Genomic DNA, 20,499 nt, shown 5'->3' with positions numbered 1-20,499 from the left:
GTTCCTTCCCTACCGTTCGACCACTCGTGATGCGATGGCGGCGTTCCTGAACCGCTACGACAACCTGCAGGACTAGGACGAACCAAGGCCGGGGCCCCGTCTGCGAATGATGCAGGCGGGGCCTCGACTGTGTTCCACCGGCCAAGGGATAGTCTCGAGACATGCGTTACGCGGCGATCGGGGACAGTTTCACCGAGGGTGTCGGAGATCGGCTCGACGACGGCTCGCTGCGCGGGTGGGCGGACCTGGTCGCTGCCGGGCTTGCACAGTCAAGTGCCGAACCGCTGTACTACTCGAACCTCGCGATCAGGGGCCGCCTGATCGCGCCGATCGTCGAGGACCAGCTCGAGGCCGCGCTCTCGCTGGACCCGCGGCCGACGCTGATGACCTTCAACGGCGGCGGCAACGACATGATGCGCCCCGGGTTCGGCGTCGAACGAGTGATGGACTACGCCACGCGCGTGGCGGACCGATGTATCGAGGAACGAGTGGCTCTCGTGATCCTCAGCGGGGGCGACCCCACCGAGCGACTGCCTCGCGGCTCCTTGATCAAACGCAGGGGCGACGAGTTCCTCGCCGCAACGCGCGATTTCGCCGCGGCGCGCCCCGAGATCACGTTCGTCGACAACTGGTCCGACGAGGAGCTTCGCCGTGCGCCGTACTGGTCGCCCGACCGGCTCCACCTGAACGCGCTGGGACATAGTCGGGTCGCCGCACGCGTGCTCACCGCCCTGGGCGTTCCCACCGAGCTCCCCGAGGCCGGCGACACTCACGTCCCTGCGGCGGGGCCTGTCGCTGAGGCGCGGTACTACGCGACGTACGTCCTGCCGTGGCTCGCGCGCCGAGTAGCCCGCCGGTCCTCGGGAGATGGCAGGCAGCCCAAGTACGCGCACTGGTCGCGCATCGACCCGATTGCCGAGTGAGCCTATGGCGACTCCCGACTTCGTCCTGAGCCTGCGAGAGAGGATAGGCAACGACCTCCTGTGGCTCCCCGGCGTCACCGCGGTGGTGCTGCGCGAGGGACCCGACGGCGCGCGCCAGGCGCTGCTGGTGCGACGCACCGACACCGGTGCGTGGACGCCCGTCACCGGCATCATCGACCCCGGCGAGCAGCCGGCGGTCGCTGGCGCTCGCGAGGTGCTCGAGGAGGCCGACGTCGTGGCCGAGCCCCAGGCGCTGGTAAGGGTGCACGCGCTCGAGCCAATGACCTACGACAACGGCGACCGCTCCCAGTATCTGGACCTCACGTTCCGATTCCGATACGTGAGCGGCGATCCCTATCCCGCCGACGGCGAGAACACCGAGGCCAAGTGGTTCGACCTCGACGCACTCCCCGACATGTCGGAGGACATGCGCCTGCGCGTCAGCGCTGCGGTCGAGGGATCCGATGTGGCGACGTTCAGCTGGTGACCGGGGTGGGGGAGCGCTCCCACTAGTGAAGCGGGAGCGACGCGCCCTCGTCGCCCGCCGCCACCGCATCGGCTGGCGTGCCCGTGGCGATCTGCCCCTCGGCCGACTCGGGACGGCGGACCAGCGTCGCGAGACCGATGCCGAGCGTCGCAAGGATCGCGCCCACCAGGAACGCCGCCCGAATGCCGGCGGCCTCGGCGGGGACCGAGCCGACCCCGGCATCGGCCTCGCTCAATGCCACCGCCGTCATGGTCGAGACGAACAGTGCGGTGCCCGCGGCGGCTGCCACCTGCTGCATGGTCGACACCGTGGCCGAGCCGTGCGAATACAGACGCCGTGGCAGGGACCCGAGACTCGCGGAGAACAGCGGGGTGAACACGAGCGCGAGACCGACGCTGAGCGTGACGTGGCTTGCGAGCAGCACCGACCAGTGAGTCGCGGGGTTCAGCGTCAGAGCCATCGCCCATAAGGCCGTGGCGATCAGTGCAGTCCCGGGCAGCAGCAGGGGCCGGGGACCGATGCGGTCGTAGGCGCGCCCGATGACGGGCGCCAGCAGTCCCATGGTGAGCCCGCCTGGCAGGAGCAGCAGCCCGCTGGACAGCACGCTCAGGTCGAGCACGTTCTGCATAAACAGCGGCAGGAGAATGATCGTGCCGAACATAGCGATCATGCTCACTACGAACATCGCAGTGGCAATGGAGAAGGTGCGTACCTTGAACACGCGCAGGTCCAGCAACGGGACATCGCGGCGCTGCAGTGCTATCTGCCGCCACACGAACAGGCCGAGCACCGCAATGCCGACCGCGATCGCGCGTAGTGCGGGCCCGAGGTCGCCCGCAGCGGACTCGCCGATGAGGCTGAGGCCGAACACGAGGGAGCCGAAGCCGACTGCGGAGAGTGCAACCGACAGCACGTCGATCCGCGACCTGCGGGGCTCATTCGTGCTGCGCATGCGCAGGATGCCGAACACGAGCACGGTGAGTGCGACGGGCAGCACAAAGACGAACAGGAACCGCCAGGGCAGCACGGACAGGATCAGGCCGGAGATGGTGGGGCCGAGGGCCGGGGCCACGGAGATCACGACGCCGATGGTGCCCATGCGGCGTCCGCGCTCGCGCTCGGGGACCAGGCTGATCACCGTGGTCATCAGCAGCGGCAGCATGACCGCGGTGCCACCCGCCTGGATGACCCTCGCGACCAGCAGCACCTCGAATCCGGGCGCGAGCGCGGCGAGCGTGGTGCCCGCCACGAACAGCGACATCGCGCCGATGTACAGCGGCCGCGTGGGGTAGCGCTGGAGTAGGAAGCCGGTGATGGGGATGACGACGGCCATCGTGAGCAGGAAGGCCGTGGTGAGCCATTGTGCGGCGATCGCCGTGATGCCCAAGTCGTTCATCAGGTGCGGGATCGCGACGCCCATGATCGTCTCGTTCAGAATCACGGTGAACGCGGACACGATCAGCACGCGCATCACGATCTCGTCGCGGCGCGAGACCGACTGCGGTGCACCCGTGACGGCAGGGGTGCTAGGTGTGTCAGGCATGCGGGGACCATTCCTGCTTTGTGGGGCGCCGGCGCGGTTGGCGCCGACTGCTCCCATTGTGGCACCGCAGCCCTGGGCCGTGGTGGGCTGACGTCAGACGAGGCCCAAGTCCGCGAAAGCGGCGGCAAGGCCAGCGCTCTGCGGGCCTTCGGCGACGACGTCAGCGAGAGAGAGAACGTCGGGGTGCCCTCCCGCGATTCCCACCGCCGTGCCCGCGTACTCGAGCATCTCGATGTCGTTCGGCCCGTCCCCCGCCGCGACCACATCCGCGGCGGTGATCCCCAGACGCTCGACGACCGCCGCGATGCCCACCGCCTTGGTCACATGGGCCAGGTAGAGCTCGCCGGCTCCGCGGCCCAGGTCCTGGATCGAGGTCTCGATGGCCGCGACTTCCGGGCCGATGGCCGCGGCGACCTCGGAGAGGTTCGCATTGGCGGACAGCGTGACGGCCTTTGCGAAGGCGAGACCATGGAGGGTGTCGACCACCTGCCTGGCGTCGCGCAGGTCATCCCATAGCGCGGCCTGCGGGCCCGGAGTTCCGGGCCTATGGGCGCGCTCCTCCATGGCATCCCGAGTGGCGGGCATCGCGTACAGCGCCTGCGTGGACTCGAGCATCGCGACGGCGCCGTACTGTGCGAGGGCGTCGACGGAGCGTCGGGCGAGAGCAGCGGGGAAGACCTCGTCGCGCAGCACCTCGCCCCCGATCTCGGCGTAGGCCCCTGCTCCTGCCACGACGCCGTCGAAGCCAGCCGCAAGCAGGCGCGGAGAGACCGCACAGCGGGCACGACCGGTGCACAGCAGCACGCGGTGACCGTTCGCCCGGGCGCGCCGCACCACGTCCACGTGCTCCTGCGGCACCACGCCGTGAGAGGCGTACGTACCGTCGATGTCGAGGAAGATGGCGCGGGGGGACGAAGCGACAGGGGGCATCTCTCCAGCCTACCGAGAGCGGCCCTTCGCTCATCGCGTGATCGCCTAGGGTACGGACGTGACCTCGACCACAGATCTGACCACGCTTGGAGTGATCGGTGCCGGTCGCATCGGCCGCGCGATCGCGGTGCTCGGACGAGCAGCCGGGCTGGAAGTGCGCGTCGCGGCCTCGCGACCGCCCGAGCAGATACGTGCCGAAGTCGAGGCGGCCGCCCCGGGCGCTCGTGCGGTGTCCGTCGAGGAGGCCGCGCGAGCCGACATCGTGGTGCTCGCGATCCCGATGGGCCGCTACCGGCAGCTGCCCGTGGATGCGTTGCAGGGCGCGCTGGTGGTCGACGCCATGAACTACTGGTGGGAGCTCGACGGCGCGCGCCCAGATCTCGACGATCCCACGACGTCGACCTCGGAGATCCTGCAGGCTCACCTTGCGGGTTCGCGAGTCGTGAAGGCGTTGGGTCACGTGAGCGGGTACGCACTTGAGGAGCTCGCGCGACCGGCGGGGGACCCGGACCGGCTCGGCATGGCAATCGCGGGGGACGACGCCGATGATGTAGCGGCCGTCGGTGTCCTGATCGATGCCCTGGGCTTCGAGCCGGTGCCTGCGGGGCCGCTCGCCGAAGGTGTGCGATTTGAGCCTGGCACCGAGTTGTTCGGCGCCGATGCGGGGGCTGAGGAGGCGCGCGAGATGCTCGCGCGGTTCTGGAATTCGCAGCGCGGACGAGTGGTGGCGCGGGCTCGCGGCGGCGACCAGAAGTGACGCCGGCCCGACCTGCTTGATGCCTTGACATCGGCACATCCGGGGAATAGCCTCCGGTGTGTGTTAACGATAACATTTGGGCGATGGTGCCGTAGCGGAATCGCGGCGAAGAACTATCACCCTGGGCTGGAACTCAAAGAGGAGTGGAACATGGACGGTCGCGTCTTCAAGAAGACGGTGGCAACTATTGCCGGCATCAGCGTGTTGGGAACGGTGGCTGTTACGGCCGTCGGCTCCGCAGCCGCAGCCGACGCGCCCGATAGCGGGCTGATCGCGGAGTACATCTTTGATCAGGCCGCCGGCGCGGCGGTGCCCAACATGGCTGCAGGATCGACATTCGGCGATGCGACCGTGGAACGCGGCACCGACGAGGACTGGCTCGGCACCTCCCTGCGCCTGCGCGGCGGCTCCAAGACCGGCACCGGTGACTACGTGCGCCTCCCGGACGACATGCTGACCTCCGCGGAGTCCGCAACGATCTCGATCGAGGTCAAGCCTGGTTCGACCGCGCTGTCGACCTGGAACTTCCTGTGGAACTTCGGTGCGCAGGACGACAACACTGACTACTTCTTCGGATCCACCAATCAGTCCAACAACCGCACGTCGCTCGTGGGCATCATGAACGACGACAGCGAGACCCTCGTGCAGTCGGGTCGCACGCTCACCGCGAACCAATGGATCAACCTGACCACCGTTGTCGATGGCGCATCCGGGACCGCCTCGGTCTACATCAACGGCGAGCTGGCCCAGACCGGTCCCATGCCACACACCCCGTCCGACATCGAGGATCAGTCGTTCACCACGATCGGCTATCCCGCATGGCCGGACCCCCTGTATCAGGGCGAGATCGCCGCGTTCCGCGTCTACGACCGCGTGCTCGACGCCACTGAGGTCGCCGCAGTCTCTGCCGAGGACGCCGAGATCCACTCCGCAGCCTTCGCGGCGCAGGCCCAGGGTGTGCTCGACGGCCTGAACCTGGCGGACATCACCACCGCCGACCACATCAACCTGCCCACGGCCAACGGACAGGTCACGTGGACCACCAGCGACGCCTCCGTCGTCACCGCCGATGGCACTGTGACGCAGCCCGCGCAGGGACAGCCGAACGCCACTGCTCAGCTGACCGCCACGGTCAACGTTCGTGGCCAACAGGCCACCGAGACCATCACCGTCACCGTCGAGCCCTCGGACGAAACCCCCGCGGAGCGCCTCGCGCGTCTGGCCACAAGGTGGGTCGTGCCCTCCGTGGTCGCCTCCGGCACTGAGTTGCCGGCAGCCCCCGACGGCGTCACTGCTTCGAGCGTGGAGGCCACGGGCACAGGCATCAGCCTGGTCGACGGCGCGATCATTTCCACCGCGACCGAGCCGACCGCCGCAACTGTTACCGCCGTCCTCGAGGACGACTCCTCGTCGGAGACCCTCACCCGCGAGTTCGCGGTGATGGTGCTTCCGTCCGACGGCTCGCGCGACGTCCTCGCGTACCACCGCACGCCCACGAGTGACAACGTCGCCAACAACGGCGACATCGCTCGCAGCATGCACCTCGCGTTGAGCGACGGTTCCGGCTGGTCGCCGCTGTTCGACAACTACGGCATCTTCTTCGCCGAAACGTCCCAGACCCCCGCATCGGGCGGGACCACGAGCGGCATCTTGCGCACGCTCGTCAACCCTCATCTCTTCTACCTTGAGGACGGCAGCTACGGAATCGTCGCGACGCGTGTCAACCGGACCGGTGGTTCGGACGGCACGCAGGCCAGTTCGGTGCTGTTTGCGCGATCCGACGACCTGCTCTCGTATGAGGAGGTCGGCCTCATCGACCTCGGCGTGACTAACGGCGTCAATAACCCGGCGGCGGTGTACGACAGCGCCTCGGACCGCTATGTCATCAGTTGGACGTCAGGCGCGGGTGCCTCGATGTACACGACCTTCGCGAGCCTGGACCCGGCCACCGATCAGGGGCCGGTCTTGCGCGGCGCTGTGCCGATCATCGGCAATGGCGTGACGGACACCGGCGTCGCCAACTACGCGGGTGGCAACGCGATCCCCGTGACCTCCGACGTCGCCGACGCTCTCGAGGTGCGCTTCGAGCCCATCGTGAACACGGGCGCGTCGAACCTGAACGACATCGACCTTGAGCAGGGCGACGCCTTCTCCGAGGCGGATCTGCCCGAGATGATCGACCTCGACTACAGCGATGGTTCCACCGCGGACCTGGGTATCACCTGGGACGCGGCTGACATCGCCGCGGTGGACACCTCGGTTCCGGGCCAGTACGTGGTCGAGGGCACTGTTCGACAGCCGGACTACGCGACGCCTTTCGCCGTCGAGCGCGCCGATCCGACGGCCTTCAAGTTCGACTACAACGGCGAGACGAAGTACATCATGATCGCCACCAAGGACCTCAACCTCGACCCCGTCAACAACGGCGGTCAGCCCACAGGACTCCCGCTGCGCATGGCCGACTCGGTCGCGGGGCTGTCCGACGAGGCGCTCGACGCGGGCGAGGTCGAGGAGGTCGACATCCTGTCGAGGGGAACGCTCGACGCCTACGGCAACTCGATGTGGGGGTGCTTCTGGGCCCCTGAGATGCACATGGTCGGCGGCAAGCTGTCGATCTACTTCATGCCGTGCTACAGCTCCGACATCTTCACTGGACGGGCGAGCATCATCCAGCTGGAGCAGGACGGCGAGGGCAACCACCTTGACCCGACGGTGCCGGAGAACTGGACTGAGGCCACGTACGTCACTCGTGCCAACGGTGACCCCCTCAACACGCAGTCGGGCATCTCGCTGGACATGACCTACTGGGAGGACCAGGGAACGCACTACTACGCCTGGCAGATGCTCGGCTCGGTGTACGCCGCCACGTTCGACCCGGCGGACCCTTACACGCTGACGTCGACCCCAAGCCGCATCGTCCCGTCGGTGTACTCGTGGGACAACACCATCGCCGAGGGCGCGAACGTCTACATCAAGGACGGCACCGTGTACCTGCTTTACTCGGGTTCGCTGGTGGGCAACACCTACGCCACCGGTCTGTCGACTGCGCCGTCCGGGGCGGATCTCACGGACCCGAGCGTATGGACCAAGTACAACTACCCGTTCCACAAGTCTGAGCCCTACGAGGACGACTGGTTGCTCGGACCCGGTCACGGTATGTGGTCGGAAGATGAGGACGGCAACCTGCTGTGGGTGTTCCATGCGCGCACCGACGCTGGAGGCACCGGCCGCGACATGTACATCCACCGGGTGCACTGGGCCGCGGATGGCCTGCCTCGCCTCAACCTCGAGCGCGAGGAAGAGCTGATGCCCTCGCTGCGGAACGTCGCCATCACGGTCGACGTGAACGGCGAGCCCGTCACGGACGGGCTGCAGGCGGAGTACATCTTCGACCAGACCACCGGAACGGCCGTGCCAAACACGGCGCCGGGTTCGACCTTCGGAGACGCGACCGTCGAACGCGGCCTCGACTCCGACTGGACGGGCACCTCGCTGATCATGCGTGGCGGCTCGAAGACCGGTACGGGCGACTACGTTCGCCTGCCGGACAACATGCTCACCGGTGCCGAATCGGCGACGATTACGACCGAGGTCAAGGCCTCGGCGACGTCGCTCGGGGGCTTCCACTTCCTGTGGAACTTCGGTGCGCAGAACGACAACACCGACTACTTCTTCGGTTCGGTGAACCAGTCCAACAGCCGCACACCGCTGGTCGGCATCATGAACGACGACAGCGAGACACTCGTGCAGTCCGGCCAGACCATCTCGGCCGGCGAGTGGGTCAACCTGACGACCGTGATCGATGGCGAAGCCGGCACCGCATCCGTGTACATCAACGGCATGCTCGCGAACACGGGCCCCATGCCGTGGACACCCTCCGACATCGAAGACCAGTCGTTCTCGGCGATCGGCTACGCGCCATGGCCCGACCCGCTGTTCCAGGGAGAGGTTGCCGCGTTCCGCGTGTATGACCGCGCGCTCGACGATTCCGAGGTGGCAGTCATCGCGGATGAGGATGCAGCTCTCAACGAGGCGGAGATCGAGGGCTACGCACAGGCGCTGCTCGACGGCGTCGGCGACAAGACCCTCACTGACCGAGTCACGGTGCTGCCTGACTACGACGGCACGGTCACGTACACCTCCAAGACCCCCGACGTCGTCATCGGCGCCGACGGGTTGACGGCGACCGCTACCCAGCCTGCCGTGGGCGAACCTGCCACGACGGGCACGCTGACGGCCCGTGCGACAGTCCGCGGTGCCACGGCGACCAAGGACATCACGGTCACGATTGAACCCGTGCCTGCTCAGGATGACGACTACGGCTACCTGATGGTCCACTTCATCGAGGACCCGGATGGCTATGCCGAGAAGATCTATCTCGACATCTCGCGCGGCAACAACCCGGAGCAGTGGGACCCGCTGAACGGTGGGGAGCCGATCCTCGCATCGAACGAGACGACGACCGGTGTGCGCGACCCATACATCACCTACAACCCGCAGACGGAGACGTACTACATCATCGCCACCGACCTGCGAGTCTTCGGCGGCGATGACGCCGGATGGGGTGGTTGGAGCTCCAACCACTACACCAACGTCAACGTCTGGGAGTCCTCGGACCTGGTCAACTGGGGCAACCACCGTCAGTTCGACGTATCGCTCGACTCCGCAGGCAACCCCGACCCCGACGCCCCGAACATGGGCATGATGTGGGCCCCCGAGGCGACCTGGGTTCCCGACTACTACGGTCAGGGCGACGGCGCGTTCGTCATGTACTGGTCCTCGAACGTCGGCGGTGTCCACAACGTGATGTGGGGCGCCACGCCCGACTTCACCCAGGACACCTACGAGTTCGGTGGCACGTTCATCGACGAGGGTCACAACACCATCGACACGACGATCCTCCAGGAGGATGGCCGTACCTACCGGGTGACCAAGGACAACGGGACCGGCACCGGCCTGTACATGGAGTACACCGACGCCACCGAGTGGTGGCTACCGACGGCTGAGTGGACCCTAACCCAGGACGAGTTGGGCGCGGAGTACGCCGGGGGAGACCCGGGCGGCGTCGAAGGTCCGGCGATGTTCAAGGCTCACAACGAGGACCGTTGGTTCCTCTACGTGGACGTCATTCCGACCATCGGCTACCAGCCACTGGTCTCGACCGACCTCGACGCGGAGGACCCGTGGTCGTTGCTCGACAGCCCGGACTTCTACATGGCCGACTCGACCAAGCACGGTGGCATCATCGGTCTCACCAAGGAGCAGTACGACAGGCTCCGCGGTGCCGATGCTGACGAGGCCGTCGCCGACGGTCCGGTGGCAGATGTCGACGTGGAGCTCGGTTCCTCCAACGCATCGATCGAGTCGGCACTACCCAGCACCGCTGCGGCAGAGCTGCACTACGACCGAGGTGTCGAGGAGTTCCCCGTCGATTGGAACCTCTCGAGTGTGGATGCCAACAGCACCGGCAGCTACGTCGTGACGGGCACGCTGCAGAACACGCTGGCCGGCAACCTGAACCAGTGGGTGGGTGATGGTGGCTCGACCGCGTGGAACGCCCCGGGCAAGGAGCTCTACAGCTCGACTGCCATCTACGTCACCGCCACGGTGAACGTGGTGGACACGACCGTTCCTATCGAGTTCACGGATGTGGACGAGTCGCTGGAGCACTACGACTCGATCATGTGGCTTGCTGGTCGTGGCATCACGCAGGGGTGGGAGACGGAGAACGGTACGGAGTTCCGTCCGTTCAACTCCATCACTCGTGATGCGATGGCGGCGTTCCTATACCGCTACGCGGGGTCACCTGACGTGACGTTGCCGGCTCAGTCTCCGTTCNGCGGCGTTCCTATACCGCTACGCGGGGTCACCTGACGTGACGTTGCCGGCTCAGTCTCCGTTCGTGGATGCGGATGAGTCGCTGGAGCACTATGAGGCGATCGTGTGGCTGGCCCAGGAGGGAATCTCCGAGGGCTGGGATACCCACGCAGGTCAGGAGTTCCGTCCGTTCGAACCCATCACTCGTGATGCGATGGCGGCGTTCTTGTACCGCCTCGCGGACGAGCCCACCTGGGTCGACCCGGTGAACTCTCCGTTCGTGGACATCACGTCCACCAACACGGAGTTCTACACCGAGATCACCTGGTTGGAGGACACCGGCATCACGACCGGGTGGCAGACGGACGAGGGAACGAAGTACCTCCCGTTCCGTTCGACCACTCGTGACGCGATGGCCGCGTTCCTCAACCGCTACGACAACCTGCAGGACTAGTACCACAGCTCGATAGCGATGGGGGCGTGCGCTTGCGCGTCAGGCGCACGCCCCCATCGTTCTGCTTTGTTTCGCCGCCGCACCACCCTTCGCCACAACATCGGTCACACAACGACGTGAGGACATGCTGATGAACCGCCACTCTTCCTCTAAGCGCACGGCGCGCTCCATGACGACGGGGGGCGCGGTGGCACTGCTGGCCGTCGGCCTCCTGGCTGCCGGCCCAGCCGTTGCCGACACTGCCGATGTCGACATCCCCGCCGGTGCGTGGATCGACGAGTTCGACTCGACCACTCTCGATCCCGCATGGTCGATCATCGGGGAGTCCGCCTCTGACTGGTCTCTCACGAGCACTCCGGGGCGGCTCGACATCGAGACGCTGACGGGCGACACCTATCAGGACTCCAACTCCGCACAGAACATCTTCATGGTGGACATCCCCGACGCCGACTTCACCGCCATCACGCAGGTGGACCTGTCGGTCAGTGCCCAGTTCCAGGGCGCCGGACTCATCGCCTGGAGCGACATCGACAACTACGTGCGCTACGGAGTCACGTATGTGGGCGACCTGTCGACCGAGGCGAACATCGTGCTCGAGACGGACGTCGAGACGGATCAGGTCTTTTCTGCCGAGCCGTTCACGCCTCGCGAGGGGAGCACGGGTGAGGTGCTCCGCATCCAGCGCGTGGACGACACTGTGACGACGTCCTACTGGGTCGACGGTGCATGGGTCGAGGCCGCCTCGATGGACATCACCTTTCCCATCACTCAGGTGGGGCTCTACGGACTCGCGTCGCAGGCCGGCGCATCGATGACCGCATCGTTCGACTACTTTGCTCTCGATGCCGCCGAGGGGGAGGACCTCGTCCCTGAGGCGCCGTTCGTGCTGGAGGCCGACCGTGCGCCTCGGCACGTCGCGATCGTGGACGGCACAGTGACGCTGTCCGAGACGCGCCCGAGTTCGCTCGTGCGCTTCGTCCCGACCGCAGCAGGCGAGGGCGCAGTCACCCTGGCTACCGCCGACGGCGATCCGTTTGTTGTCGAGGGCGGAGTCATCACGGTTGGTGGTTCGGGAGAGGCCGCCACCGCCATGCGCATCACTGATGCCGGCGGAGGAAAGGTGACATTGCGCCTGGCGTCGGCAACGGGGGACGACGGGTTCTTCGGCGTCGATGGCGGCGATCTCGTCTCCGGACTCCGCGACAATGCCTCGCTGTTCACCGTGACCGACTCGCCGCTGGCATCTGATGCCGCCGAGCTCAGGGTCGATGGTGGCGAGACTTCCGTCGAGATGAGCGAGGATCTCTATGGCGTGTTCTACGAGGACATCAACTATGCGGCCGACGGCGGTCTGTACGCCGAGCTGGTGCGCAACCGCTCCTTCGAGTTCAACTCGAGCGACAACGGCGGATTCACCGGTCTCACCGGATGGTCCGCAGCGGGCGGCGCATCGCTGTCGGTCGTGAACGACAACGGCCGCCTGAACGACATGAACCGCAATTATCTGGCTATGACGGCGCCCGGCAGCGGCGCCGCCGTCGTCAACGCGAGCTACAACGAGGGTGTGGCCCTCGAGGACGGATCACTGTACGACTTCAGCGTCTGGGCACGTGCGGCCGCCGCGCAGGATCTGCAGGTGCGGCTGACCAATTCGGGCGCGGACACCACGTATGCCACCGGTACCGTGGCCGTCGACGGATCGAATGAGTGGAAGCAGTACGAGGTCACTCTCGAGGCGAACGACACGACCAATGCTGCGCGACTGCGCGTGGAGACCACCGCCGCGGGCACCGTCAATCTCGACATGGTGTCGCTTTTCCCGCAGGACCAGTACGTCGGAGCGGTCAACGGAACCTATGGAATGCGCAAGGACCTCGCCGAGCGCATGGAGGCACTGGATCCCTCGTTCCTGCGCTTCCCGGGTGGATGCGTGACGAACGTTGGCACCTTCGAGAGTTACGAGGAGTCCGGCTTCACGGATCGCCAGCGCACCTACCAGTGGAAGGAGACCATCGGCCCCGTCGAGGAGCGCCCCACCAACTGGAACTTCTGGGGCTACAACCAGAGCTATGGGCTTGGCTACTACGAGTACTTCCTCCTCGCCGAGGACATGGACGCCTTCGCGCTTCCCGTGGTCTCGGTGGGTGCCAACGGCTGCGGGTCCAACATCCCGCAGCTGACCGATCAGAACTCGGCGCTGTTCCAGCGTTGGGTGGATGACACTGTGGACCTGGTCGAGTTCGCCATCGGTGACGTGACGACCGAGTGGGGCGCCGTCCGCGCCGAGCTCGGACACCCCGAGCCCTTCGACATGCCGTATATCGGCCTGGGTAACGAGGAGAACACCACGGTCTTCGAGGCGAATTTCCCGATCTTCCGGGACGCGATCGAGGCTGAGTTCCCCGAGGTGACCATCATCTCCAACACCGGCCCCGATGATGAGGGAGGACGCTTCAACACCCTCTGGGACTACAACCGTCAGCAGGACGTCGCGATGGTCGACGAGCACTATTACAACGACCCCGCGTGGTTCTTCGACAACACGAATCGCTACGACTCGTATGACCGCGAGGGTCCCCACGTGTTTCTGGGCGAGTACGCCTCGCGCGGCAACGCGATGAGGAACGCCCTTGCCGAGGCGGCCTACATGACTGGGCTCGAACGCAACTCGGACCTTGTCGAGCTCGCGTCGTATGCCCCTCTGTACGCGAATGAGGACTATGTCCAGTGGTCGCCGGATGCGATCTGGTTCGACAACGACGAGAGCTGGGGCAGCGTCAACTACTGGGTGCAGCACATGTTCTCGAACAACCGCGGCGATCAGATCGTGCCGAGCACGCTGGCACAGCCGACGACCGGCGCGCCCGACCTCTCTGGCGGAGTGCTGCTGTCCACCTGGGAGACTGCGGCGTCCTATGACGACGTGACCGTGACAGGCGCCGACGAGGGAGTGCTCTTCGCGGACTCCTTCGACGTTGACGCATCGGACTGGTCGGCCACTGCTGGCACGTGGTCGGTCGCTGATGGTCGGTACGCACAGACGTCCACGACGGCGACCGATGCTCGCACGGTCGTCTCCGGCAGCTACGGCAATGATTGGTCCAACTACACCCTGGAGCTCACCGCGACCAAGCAAGCCGGCAACGAGGGCTTCCTGGTCGGTTTCGCCGCAGGATCCTCCGACGACTACTACTGGTGGAACCTTGGCGGATGGGGCAACACCCGCAGCGTGCTCGAGCGCGCGACGGGGGGATCGCGCGGCCCCGTCGCTGAGGGACTTGGCACCACGATCGTGACGGGTCAGGAGTACGACATCCGGATCGAGATCGACGGACGACACGTCGACCTCTACCTCGACGACGTACTTCAGTTCTCGTACGACGAGCCTGTCGCGTCCGACGTCTATCAGGTCGTCACACGTGACACCGAGGCCCAACAGATCATCGTCAAGGCGGTCAACGCCTCCGACGCCGCCAGTCCTGTCGACATCGTCGTCGAGGACGTGACGATCTCACCTGAGGGCGCCACCGTGCTGGAGATGGTGGGCCCCTCACAGGGAGCCACGAACACCAAGGCAGATCCGGACGCAATCGTGCCGGTTGAGAGCCCGCTCGCGGGAGTGTCCAACGACTTCCGGTACGAGCTTCCCGCCCGTTCGATCTCCTTCCTGAGACTGCCGTATGACTCCACGACCCCGCCGCCGCCGGTGCTTGAGTCCATCGAGGTGACGCAGTTGCCGACGACTACGGACTACGTGGTGGGTGACGTTCTGGACCTTGACGGTTTGGAGGTCACGGGAACGTGGACTGATTCGACCACTGAGGTGCTCACTGCCGACGAGTTCACGGTGTCGGGCTTTGATTCGTCGGTGGCTGCCACGGTGATGGTGTCGGTGACGTCGACGGAGGATGCGTCGGTCACGACGTCGTTCACGGTGACGGTGGCTGAGGAGCCCGCTCCTGTCGAGTTCGTCGACATCGAGGGCAACGAGCACGCGGCCGCAATTGAGTGGCTAGCTGCTCAGGGCATCTCAACTGGTTGGGAGACCGAGAACGGTACTCAGTTCCGTCCGTTCAACTCGATCACTCGTGATGCGATGGCGGCGTTCTTGTACCGCTATGCGGGGTCGCCTGAGGTGACGTTGCCGGCTCAGTCTCCGTTTGTGGATGCGGATGAGTCGTTGGAGCACTATGAGGCGATTGTGTGGCTGGCCCAGGAGGGTATCTCCGAGGGTTGGGACACCAACGCAGGTCAGGAGTTCCGTCCGTTCGAGCCGATCACGCGTGATGCGATGGCGGCGTTCCTGTACCGCCTGGCCGATGAGCCGACGTGGGTGGATCCGGTGAACTCGCCGTTCGTGGACATCACGTCCACCAACACGGAGTTCTACACCGAGATCACCTGGCTCGAGGACACCGGCATCACCAACGGTTGGGAGACCGCGACGGGCACCGAGTTCCGCCCGTTCAACGAGACCACCCGCGACGCAATGGCCGCATTCCTCTACCGCTACGACCAGCTGGACAACTAGCAACCGCTAGATGGCTGCGGCGCGGCGCCCTCGGGTGTCGCGCCACAGCCATGTCCGGTGTCGCCGACGGGACGGACCAACTCCGCCGATGTAGTCGCAGTGAGCGCCGTTGGGTGCGACGCAGGTCAGATGATCCGTCCGCTCGGTCCTTGGGCGCACGCATCTGCCCGCAACGCGCGGAGAATCCTGGCCGCGCACAACGCGGTGTCAGCGCGCAGCGGAGCGTCGACGACGTGGTGTGAGACGCACCTCGGGCATAGGCGGAGCTGGCACACGGGTGTCATCGTGCCCGGCCACGTGCCCGAACCGACCCTCGCGCGCTTCCCAGGCGCGGCGCGCCTCGGCGACTTCGTCGTGGCTGCGGCCCACGAAGTTCCACCACATCACCAGGTCTTCCCCGAACGGCTCCCCGCCGAGCAGGAAGATGCGCGCACCGGTGCTCGTCTCGACGGTCACCTCGGAGCGACGGTTGCCCAAGTAGAGGATGTCGCCCTTGGAGGGGGCGGGAAGCGTGTCACCGGCATCGTCTCGGACCGCCATGTCGCCGTCGATGAGCGCGAGCCCGTGCTCCCAGGCTGCCTCAAGAGGCAGCCGGGCGCTCGTGCCTGGCGGGAGCCGCAGCTCGGCGCCGACGAGGGGTGTGTGCGTGGTCGCTGGGGACGTCGTGCCCGCGAAGGTGCCCATGACGACCACCGCGACCGCATCGGCCGCCTGGCTTGATGCGGTGCCGTCAGGCGCCGCGAGCGCGACCTCGGGAAGGCTCGTGTGCGACTCGAAAGCGTGGTCGCCATGGCGGGAGCGCTCGGGAAGAGCGACCCACAGCTGCAGCGCGTCGAGATCTATCGGCTTGTCGGTGATCGAGTACTCCGAGTGTGCGATTCCGTGACCGGACGTCATGAGGTTGAGAGCGCCCGGGCGCAGCACCACATCGGACCCGATCGAGTCGCGGTGTCGGATCTCGCCCGTCAGGGGCCATGTGACCGTCTGGAGGCCGATGTGCGGGTGCGGTTCGACGCGCATGGTCGTGCGCTGCGGGCCGAACCGATCGAGAAAGCACCACGCGCCGATGGTGGGCACGTCCCGCTGGGGCAGCGACCGGCTCACGGTCATGCCGCGCAGCCCACCGAGCGGAACGTCGCGGGAGGGCAGCACCTCGGCGCGCCGGCCGGGTTCGAAGCCGACTCCGGGCTCGGCGGTGGCCGGCTCGTCGCAGACGTCGTCATGGACGTCGGTGCGCGTCACGGTACGGGCCTAGTGCGCAGGCACGACGGTCGCGCCCTCGACCTCGTGACGGTCCAGATACTTGGCCATGTACGGGCACTCAGGGACGATGGAGAGTCCCCGCGACGCCGTATCGGCAAGCGCTTGGCCTGCCAACGTGCCGGCCACGCCGTCCCCGCGGTGGGCCTCGAATACCTCGGTGTGGGTGAAGGTGGCGCGGTCTCCCTCGACCTCATATGCGGCGAAGCCGGCGAGCTCACCGTCGACGTGCAGGTCGTAGCGGGACTCGTCCTCGTTGCGGGTGACGGTGGTGTCGGTCATGGTTCTCCTTGGCATTCGGGGTTGTCGGGGAAGTCAACGCGGTGCGGATCCGAAGCCTTCCGTCAGCCCTTGGTCAGGTCGAAGGGGTCCTCGCCGTCGCGGAGCGTCCCACCGGTGGCGAGGCGCATCAGGTCGGAGTTCAGGTCGATGCCCAGTTCAGTGCCACCTGCGGATCCGTAACTGTGCTGGTAGCGCCCCCACGAGTCGTCGCGAACGGCCCGCGCGAAGCCGGATTCGACGAGGATCGCGAGCTCGGTCGCCGCGCGGTCGATGCGGGTCCCGAGCGCCTTGTCGGTCCAGTCCTCGGTCGACGCGAACAGGCCGGTCGGCACTGGCAGCGCCCGCAAGTACGCGAACAGCGAGCGCATCTCCTGATCCACGACCAGCGCGTGGCGTGCTGTGCCCGCCGTCGCCGCGAGGACGACCGGCTTTCCGATGAGAAGGTCGTTGTCGAGCACCTGGAAGAAACTCGTGAACAGGCCCGAGGCGCCCGCCTTGTACACCGGCGCGGCCGCGATGACTCCGTCGGCTGCGCCCAGTGCCTCGACAGCCTGCGTGAACTTGGGCCCGAGGAGCTGAGAGGACAGCGCCTGGGGCAGCTCGGGGAGCAACTCGCGCAGGTCGATGAACGTCATGGTTGCGTTGTGGCCGCGGGCCTCGAGGGTGGCGACGGTCCGCTGTGCGGCGCGGTCGGCGAGCAGCCGTGTCGAGGAGGGGTCGGAGACGCCGGCGCTCACGACCACGATTCGGTAGGTCTCTTCGGTCACGATGTCTCCTTCGCTAGCTTGGTGGAGAGTTGCTCGAGGAGCCGTAGCTCGTCGTCCGTCAGGGCTGCGGTCATGGTGTGCGCGACGGCCGCACCGTGCGTGAGCCCGATCTCGCGCTGGAGCGCGCGGCCCGCAGTCGTGAGCGAGATGTGGGCTGCCCGCGCATCACCGGGGTCCGCGCATCGGCTGAGCAGGTTGCGCTCCACCAGCCGCTCCACCAGGCGCGACAGCGCCGGCTGGCTGAGCAGCACGTGCCGGCCTAGGTCGCTGATCCGTTGAGGTGTGTCGCACTTGGACAGCGTGTACAGAACGTCGTACTCGCGCATCGACAGTCCATGCCAGACGTCCTCGGCGGCGAAGCGGCGCATGAGCACCGCGTGTGCTGTGAGTGCCGCTTCCCACGCCTGGTTGGCGAGGACGGTGCGCGAGCGGGTGAGAGGGGCAGTATCGCTGACGGTCATGGGGTGCTCCTCACAGCGTCGGGTACGACGCCACCTCGGCGACGGAGTCCTGGTACGGCGACCCGCCCGTGACGTTGTCGCCGCGGTTCGCGTTGGGTCGAGGCTGGCGCGGTTCGGCGTCCCCGTACTTGGCCTTGACGAGGCTGGCGTGCGTGGGGGCTTCGGCAGCCTGCGGGTCGCGCCTGGCGGCCAGCTCCTTGCGCAGCACCGGGACCACCTCGCCGCCGAGCAGTTCCAGCTGGTCGAGGACCATGCCGAGCGGCAGCCCCGCGTGGTCCACGAGGAACAGCTGGCGCTGGTAGTCGCCGAAGGCGTCGCGGAACGTCAGGGTCTTGTCGATGACCTCTTGCGGCGAGCCGACGCTCAGCGGCGTCATCTCCTCGAAGTCCTCCATGCGCGGGCCGTTGCCGTACACCGGCGCCTCGTTGAAGTACGGGCGGAACTGGTCGTGAGCATCCTGCGAGTTCTTGCCAATGAAGGCCTGGCCGCCGAGCCCCACGATCGCTTGTGCCTGGCTGCCGTGACCATGAGCCTCGAAGCGTCGACGGTAGAAGTCGATGAGCTTCTTGTAGTGGTCCTTGGGCCAGAAGATGTTGTTCGCGAAGTAGCCGTTGCCGTAGTAAGCCGCCTGCTCGGCGATCTCGGGAGTGCGGATCGATCCGTGCCACACGAACGGCGGCACGTCGTCGAGCGGGCGGGGCGTCGAGGTGAAGCCCTGGAGCGGTGAGCGGAAGTTGCCCTCCCAGTCCACGACGTCCTCGCGCCACAGGCGGTGCAGCAGGTTGTAGTTCTCGAGCGCGAGCGGCAGGCCCTGGCGGATGTCCTGGCCGAACCACGGGTACACCGGGGCGGTATTGCCGCGCCCAAGCATGAGGTCCATGCGGCCCTTGGAAAGGTGCTGGAGCATCGCGTACTCCTCCGCGATCCGCACCGGGTCGTTCGTGGTGATCAGCGTGGTGGAGGTGGTGACGATCAGTCGCTCGGTGAGCGCGGCGATATGCGCCAGCAGGGTGGTGGGCGAGGATGAGAAGAACGGCGGGTTGTGGTGCTCGCCGATCGCGAAGACGTCGAGGCCGACCTCTTCTGCTTTGACGGCGATCTTGGTGATGCCGTCGATGCGCTCCGCCTCCGAGGGGGTGTAGCCGCTGACGGGGTCGCGGGTGATGTCCGAGACGGACATGATGCCGAACTGCATGGTCTCCTCCTGGCTGCCTGCGCGGGGGTGGGGATCGCGCCTGCGTTAACTATATGCGTCTGCATGTAATAACGCACACGGGCGCGATTCATTCCCCGGCCCGCCCCCGCATCGGCCGCCCTTCCTGTTCTGCGCCTCGCCCGCCTCCCGACGCGAACTAGGCAAGTCGTGCGCACGAATCGGGCGCCGGGAGGTCGCACGAGGCACGTGAGGATCACGGCCTCACGCCGCCCCAATCACCGCCCGGGCCGCCTCCGCGAGCTCGACGCCGTACGCGCGGCCGTGGCCCGCGGCGTGCACGGCCAGCGGATGCAGCTGATGCACCGGCACACGCTCGCGCCAGCCGGCGCGAAGCGGCGACACCTCTTGGTAACCCTCGAGGATCTCGTCGAGGTACGGCGCCCCGAACAGCGCGAGCATCGCCAGATCCGTCTCCGCGTGGCCGCCGTGCGCGGCAGGATCGATCAGCGCCACGCCGTCAGTGGAGAACAGCAGGTTGCCCGACCACAGGTCGCCGTGGATACGCGCCGGAGGGGCGTCATCGTCGAAAGCCCCGTCGGCCACGAGGTCACATGCCTCGCGCACCACGTCCGCCTCGGATTCGCGCAGGTACCCAGCGTCCAGGGCGGGCTCGAGGTATGGCAGCACCCGTCCGTGGGCGTAGAAGCGGCCCCACGATTCGTCGGTGATGCGCGGCATCTCCCGCCGGCCGATGTACAGCGGGCCATCCCATCCGTCGGGCGGCGCGCCGAACCCCACCGCACCAGCCGCGTGAGTGCGAGCGAGCGCGCGACCAAAACTCGTCGCCGCATCGGCCGTAGGGCGGGCCGGCTCGATACGCTCCAGCTCGATGCGTCCGGCCGATGCGGCCAGCACCTGGGCAACGCGCGCGCCACCGGCATCGGCGAGCCATCGCAGGCCCGCGGCCTCCGCCTCGAAGAACCCAGTTGGGGCGTCCGCCCGCTCTTTCACGAAGGTATCCATGAGTCCCCAGGTTCCTACAGGATCACCGGGGTGCGCAAAAGGAGTCCTGGTGTTCCTACCGGTGCTGAATGGGCGTGACGTGCCTCGAGAGAACCCATTTAAGGCGAA

The 20,499-nt window shown here is 66.7% G+C and carries 14 protein-coding genes; 6 read left to right on the top strand and 8 right to left on the bottom strand.

The features are described from left to right. The first annotated feature begins 161 nt into the window (after positions 1–161). Both ACNI3K_RS12870 and ACNI3K_RS12865 read left to right on the top strand, forming a co-directional pair. The gene (locus ACNI3K_RS12870) at positions 162–923 is read left to right on the top strand and encodes an SGNH/GDSL hydrolase family protein (RefSeq protein ID WP_419392312.1); all 762 of its coding nucleotides are present in this window, start codon (positions 162–164) and stop codon (positions 921–923) included. A 4-nt stretch (positions 924–927) separates the two neighbouring features. Beyond that, positions 928–1,410 carry an NUDIX hydrolase gene (locus ACNI3K_RS12865; protein ID WP_419392311.1) on the top strand — a complete coding sequence of 161 codons (483 nt, stop codon included), beginning with the start codon at positions 928–930 and terminating at the stop codon, positions 1,408–1,410. A 22-nt stretch (positions 1,411–1,432) separates the two neighbouring features. On the opposite strand, the gene ACNI3K_RS12860 is transcribed toward ACNI3K_RS12865, so the two are convergent. Both ACNI3K_RS12860 and ACNI3K_RS12855 read right to left on the bottom strand, forming a co-directional pair. Continuing rightward, positions 1,433–2,953, bottom strand: coding sequence for a DHA2 family efflux MFS transporter permease subunit (locus ACNI3K_RS12860; protein WP_419392310.1), 1,521 nt, complete (start codon positions 2,951–2,953; stop codon positions 1,433–1,435). A gap of 93 nt (positions 2,954–3,046) precedes the next feature. Further along, positions 3,047–3,883, bottom strand: a complete 837-nt coding sequence (locus ACNI3K_RS12855) for an HAD hydrolase family protein (protein ID WP_419392309.1) — start codon at positions 3,881–3,883, stop codon at positions 3,047–3,049. Positions 3,884–3,941: 58 nt separating this feature from the next. Between ACNI3K_RS12855 and ACNI3K_RS12850 the strand changes: the two genes are divergently transcribed. From ACNI3K_RS12850 to ACNI3K_RS12835, 4 genes are all read left to right on the top strand, one after another. Further along, positions 3,942–4,640 (top strand): NADPH-dependent F420 reductase, encoded by a 699-nt coding sequence (locus ACNI3K_RS12850; RefSeq protein ID WP_419392308.1) that lies wholly within the window; start codon positions 3,942–3,944, stop codon positions 4,638–4,640. Positions 4,641–4,790: 150 nt separating this feature from the next. Beyond that, positions 4,791–10,514, top strand: a complete 5,724-nt coding sequence (locus ACNI3K_RS12845) for a LamG-like jellyroll fold domain-containing protein (RefSeq protein WP_419392307.1) — start codon at positions 4,791–4,793, stop codon at positions 10,512–10,514. A gap of 28 nt (positions 10,515–10,542) precedes the next feature. Next, on the top strand, positions 10,543–10,911 hold the full coding sequence (locus ACNI3K_RS12840) for an S-layer homology domain-containing protein (RefSeq protein WP_419392306.1): 369 nt from the start codon (positions 10,543–10,545) through the stop codon (positions 10,909–10,911). A 130-nt stretch (positions 10,912–11,041) separates the two neighbouring features. Beyond that, complete coding sequence (locus ACNI3K_RS12835) at positions 11,042–15,442, top strand: alpha-L-arabinofuranosidase family protein (RefSeq protein WP_419392305.1); 4,401 nt, start codon at positions 11,042–11,044, stop codon at positions 15,440–15,442. Positions 15,443–15,649: 207 nt separating this feature from the next. On the opposite strand, the gene ACNI3K_RS12830 is transcribed toward ACNI3K_RS12835, so the two are convergent. The 6 genes from ACNI3K_RS12830 to ACNI3K_RS12805 all read right to left on the bottom strand — a co-directional run bounded on the left by ACNI3K_RS12830 (position 15,650) and on the right by ACNI3K_RS12805 (position 20,391). Then, complete coding sequence (locus tag ACNI3K_RS12830; protein WP_419392304.1) at positions 15,650–16,684, bottom strand: pirin family protein; 1,035 nt, start codon at positions 16,682–16,684, stop codon at positions 15,650–15,652. Between the two features lie 9 nt (positions 16,685–16,693). After that, positions 16,694–16,984 (bottom strand): GNAT family N-acetyltransferase, encoded by a 291-nt coding sequence (locus ACNI3K_RS12825; RefSeq protein ID WP_419392303.1) that lies wholly within the window; start codon positions 16,982–16,984, stop codon positions 16,694–16,696. A gap of 62 nt (positions 16,985–17,046) precedes the next feature. Next, entirely contained in the window at positions 17,047–17,751 is a 705-nt protein-coding gene (locus ACNI3K_RS12820) for a CE1759 family FMN reductase (protein ID WP_419392302.1), read from the bottom strand. After that, positions 17,748–18,212, bottom strand: a complete 465-nt coding sequence (locus ACNI3K_RS12815) for a MarR family winged helix-turn-helix transcriptional regulator (RefSeq protein ID WP_419392301.1) — start codon at positions 18,210–18,212, stop codon at positions 17,748–17,750. Before ACNI3K_RS12815 ends, ACNI3K_RS12820 begins: the two co-directional genes overlap by 4 nt. A 10-nt stretch (positions 18,213–18,222) precedes the next feature. Further along, complete coding sequence (locus tag ACNI3K_RS12810) at positions 18,223–19,407, bottom strand: LLM class flavin-dependent oxidoreductase (RefSeq protein WP_419392300.1); 1,185 nt, start codon at positions 19,405–19,407, stop codon at positions 18,223–18,225. Between the two features lie 222 nt (positions 19,408–19,629). Continuing rightward, positions 19,630–20,391 (bottom strand): fructosamine kinase family protein, encoded by a 762-nt coding sequence (locus ACNI3K_RS12805; protein ID WP_419392299.1) that lies wholly within the window; start codon positions 20,389–20,391, stop codon positions 19,630–19,632. Between the last annotated feature and the right edge of the window lie 108 nt (positions 20,392–20,499).

This window comes from Demequina ureilytica (assembly GCF_048553575.1).
GTDB lineage: Bacteria > Actinomycetota > Actinomycetes > Actinomycetales > Demequinaceae > Demequina.
Note: the sequence above shows the minus strand (reverse complement) of the source record. Positions and strands in the feature narration are given on the sequence as shown.

Coding starts and splice junctions, on each gene's coding strand:
- ACNI3K_RS12860 (WP_419392310.1), bottom strand. CDS start 2,953: ATGCCTGACACACCTAGCACCCCTGCCGTCACGGGTGCACCGCAGTCG.
- ACNI3K_RS12805 (WP_419392299.1), bottom strand. CDS start 20,391: ATGGATACCTTCGTGAAAGAGCGGGCGGACGCCCCAACTGGGTTCTTC.
- ACNI3K_RS12815 (WP_419392301.1), bottom strand. CDS start 18,212: ATGACCGTCAGCGATACTGCCCCTCTCACCCGCTCGCGCACCGTCCTC.
- ACNI3K_RS12825 (WP_419392303.1), bottom strand. CDS start 16,984: ATGACCGACACCACCGTCACCCGCAACGAGGACGAGTCCCGCTACGAC.
- ACNI3K_RS12865 (WP_419392311.1), top strand. CDS start 928: ATGGCGACTCCCGACTTCGTCCTGAGCCTGCGAGAGAGGATAGGCAAC.
- ACNI3K_RS12855 (WP_419392309.1), bottom strand. CDS start 3,883: ATGCCCCCTGTCGCTTCGTCCCCCCGCGCCATCTTCCTCGACATCGAC.
- ACNI3K_RS12870 (WP_419392312.1), top strand. CDS start 162: ATGCGTTACGCGGCGATCGGGGACAGTTTCACCGAGGGTGTCGGAGAT.
- ACNI3K_RS12835 (WP_419392305.1), top strand. CDS start 11,042: ATGAACCGCCACTCTTCCTCTAAGCGCACGGCGCGCTCCATGACGACG.
- ACNI3K_RS12810 (WP_419392300.1), bottom strand. CDS start 19,407: ATGCAGTTCGGCATCATGTCCGTCTCGGACATCACCCGCGACCCCGTC.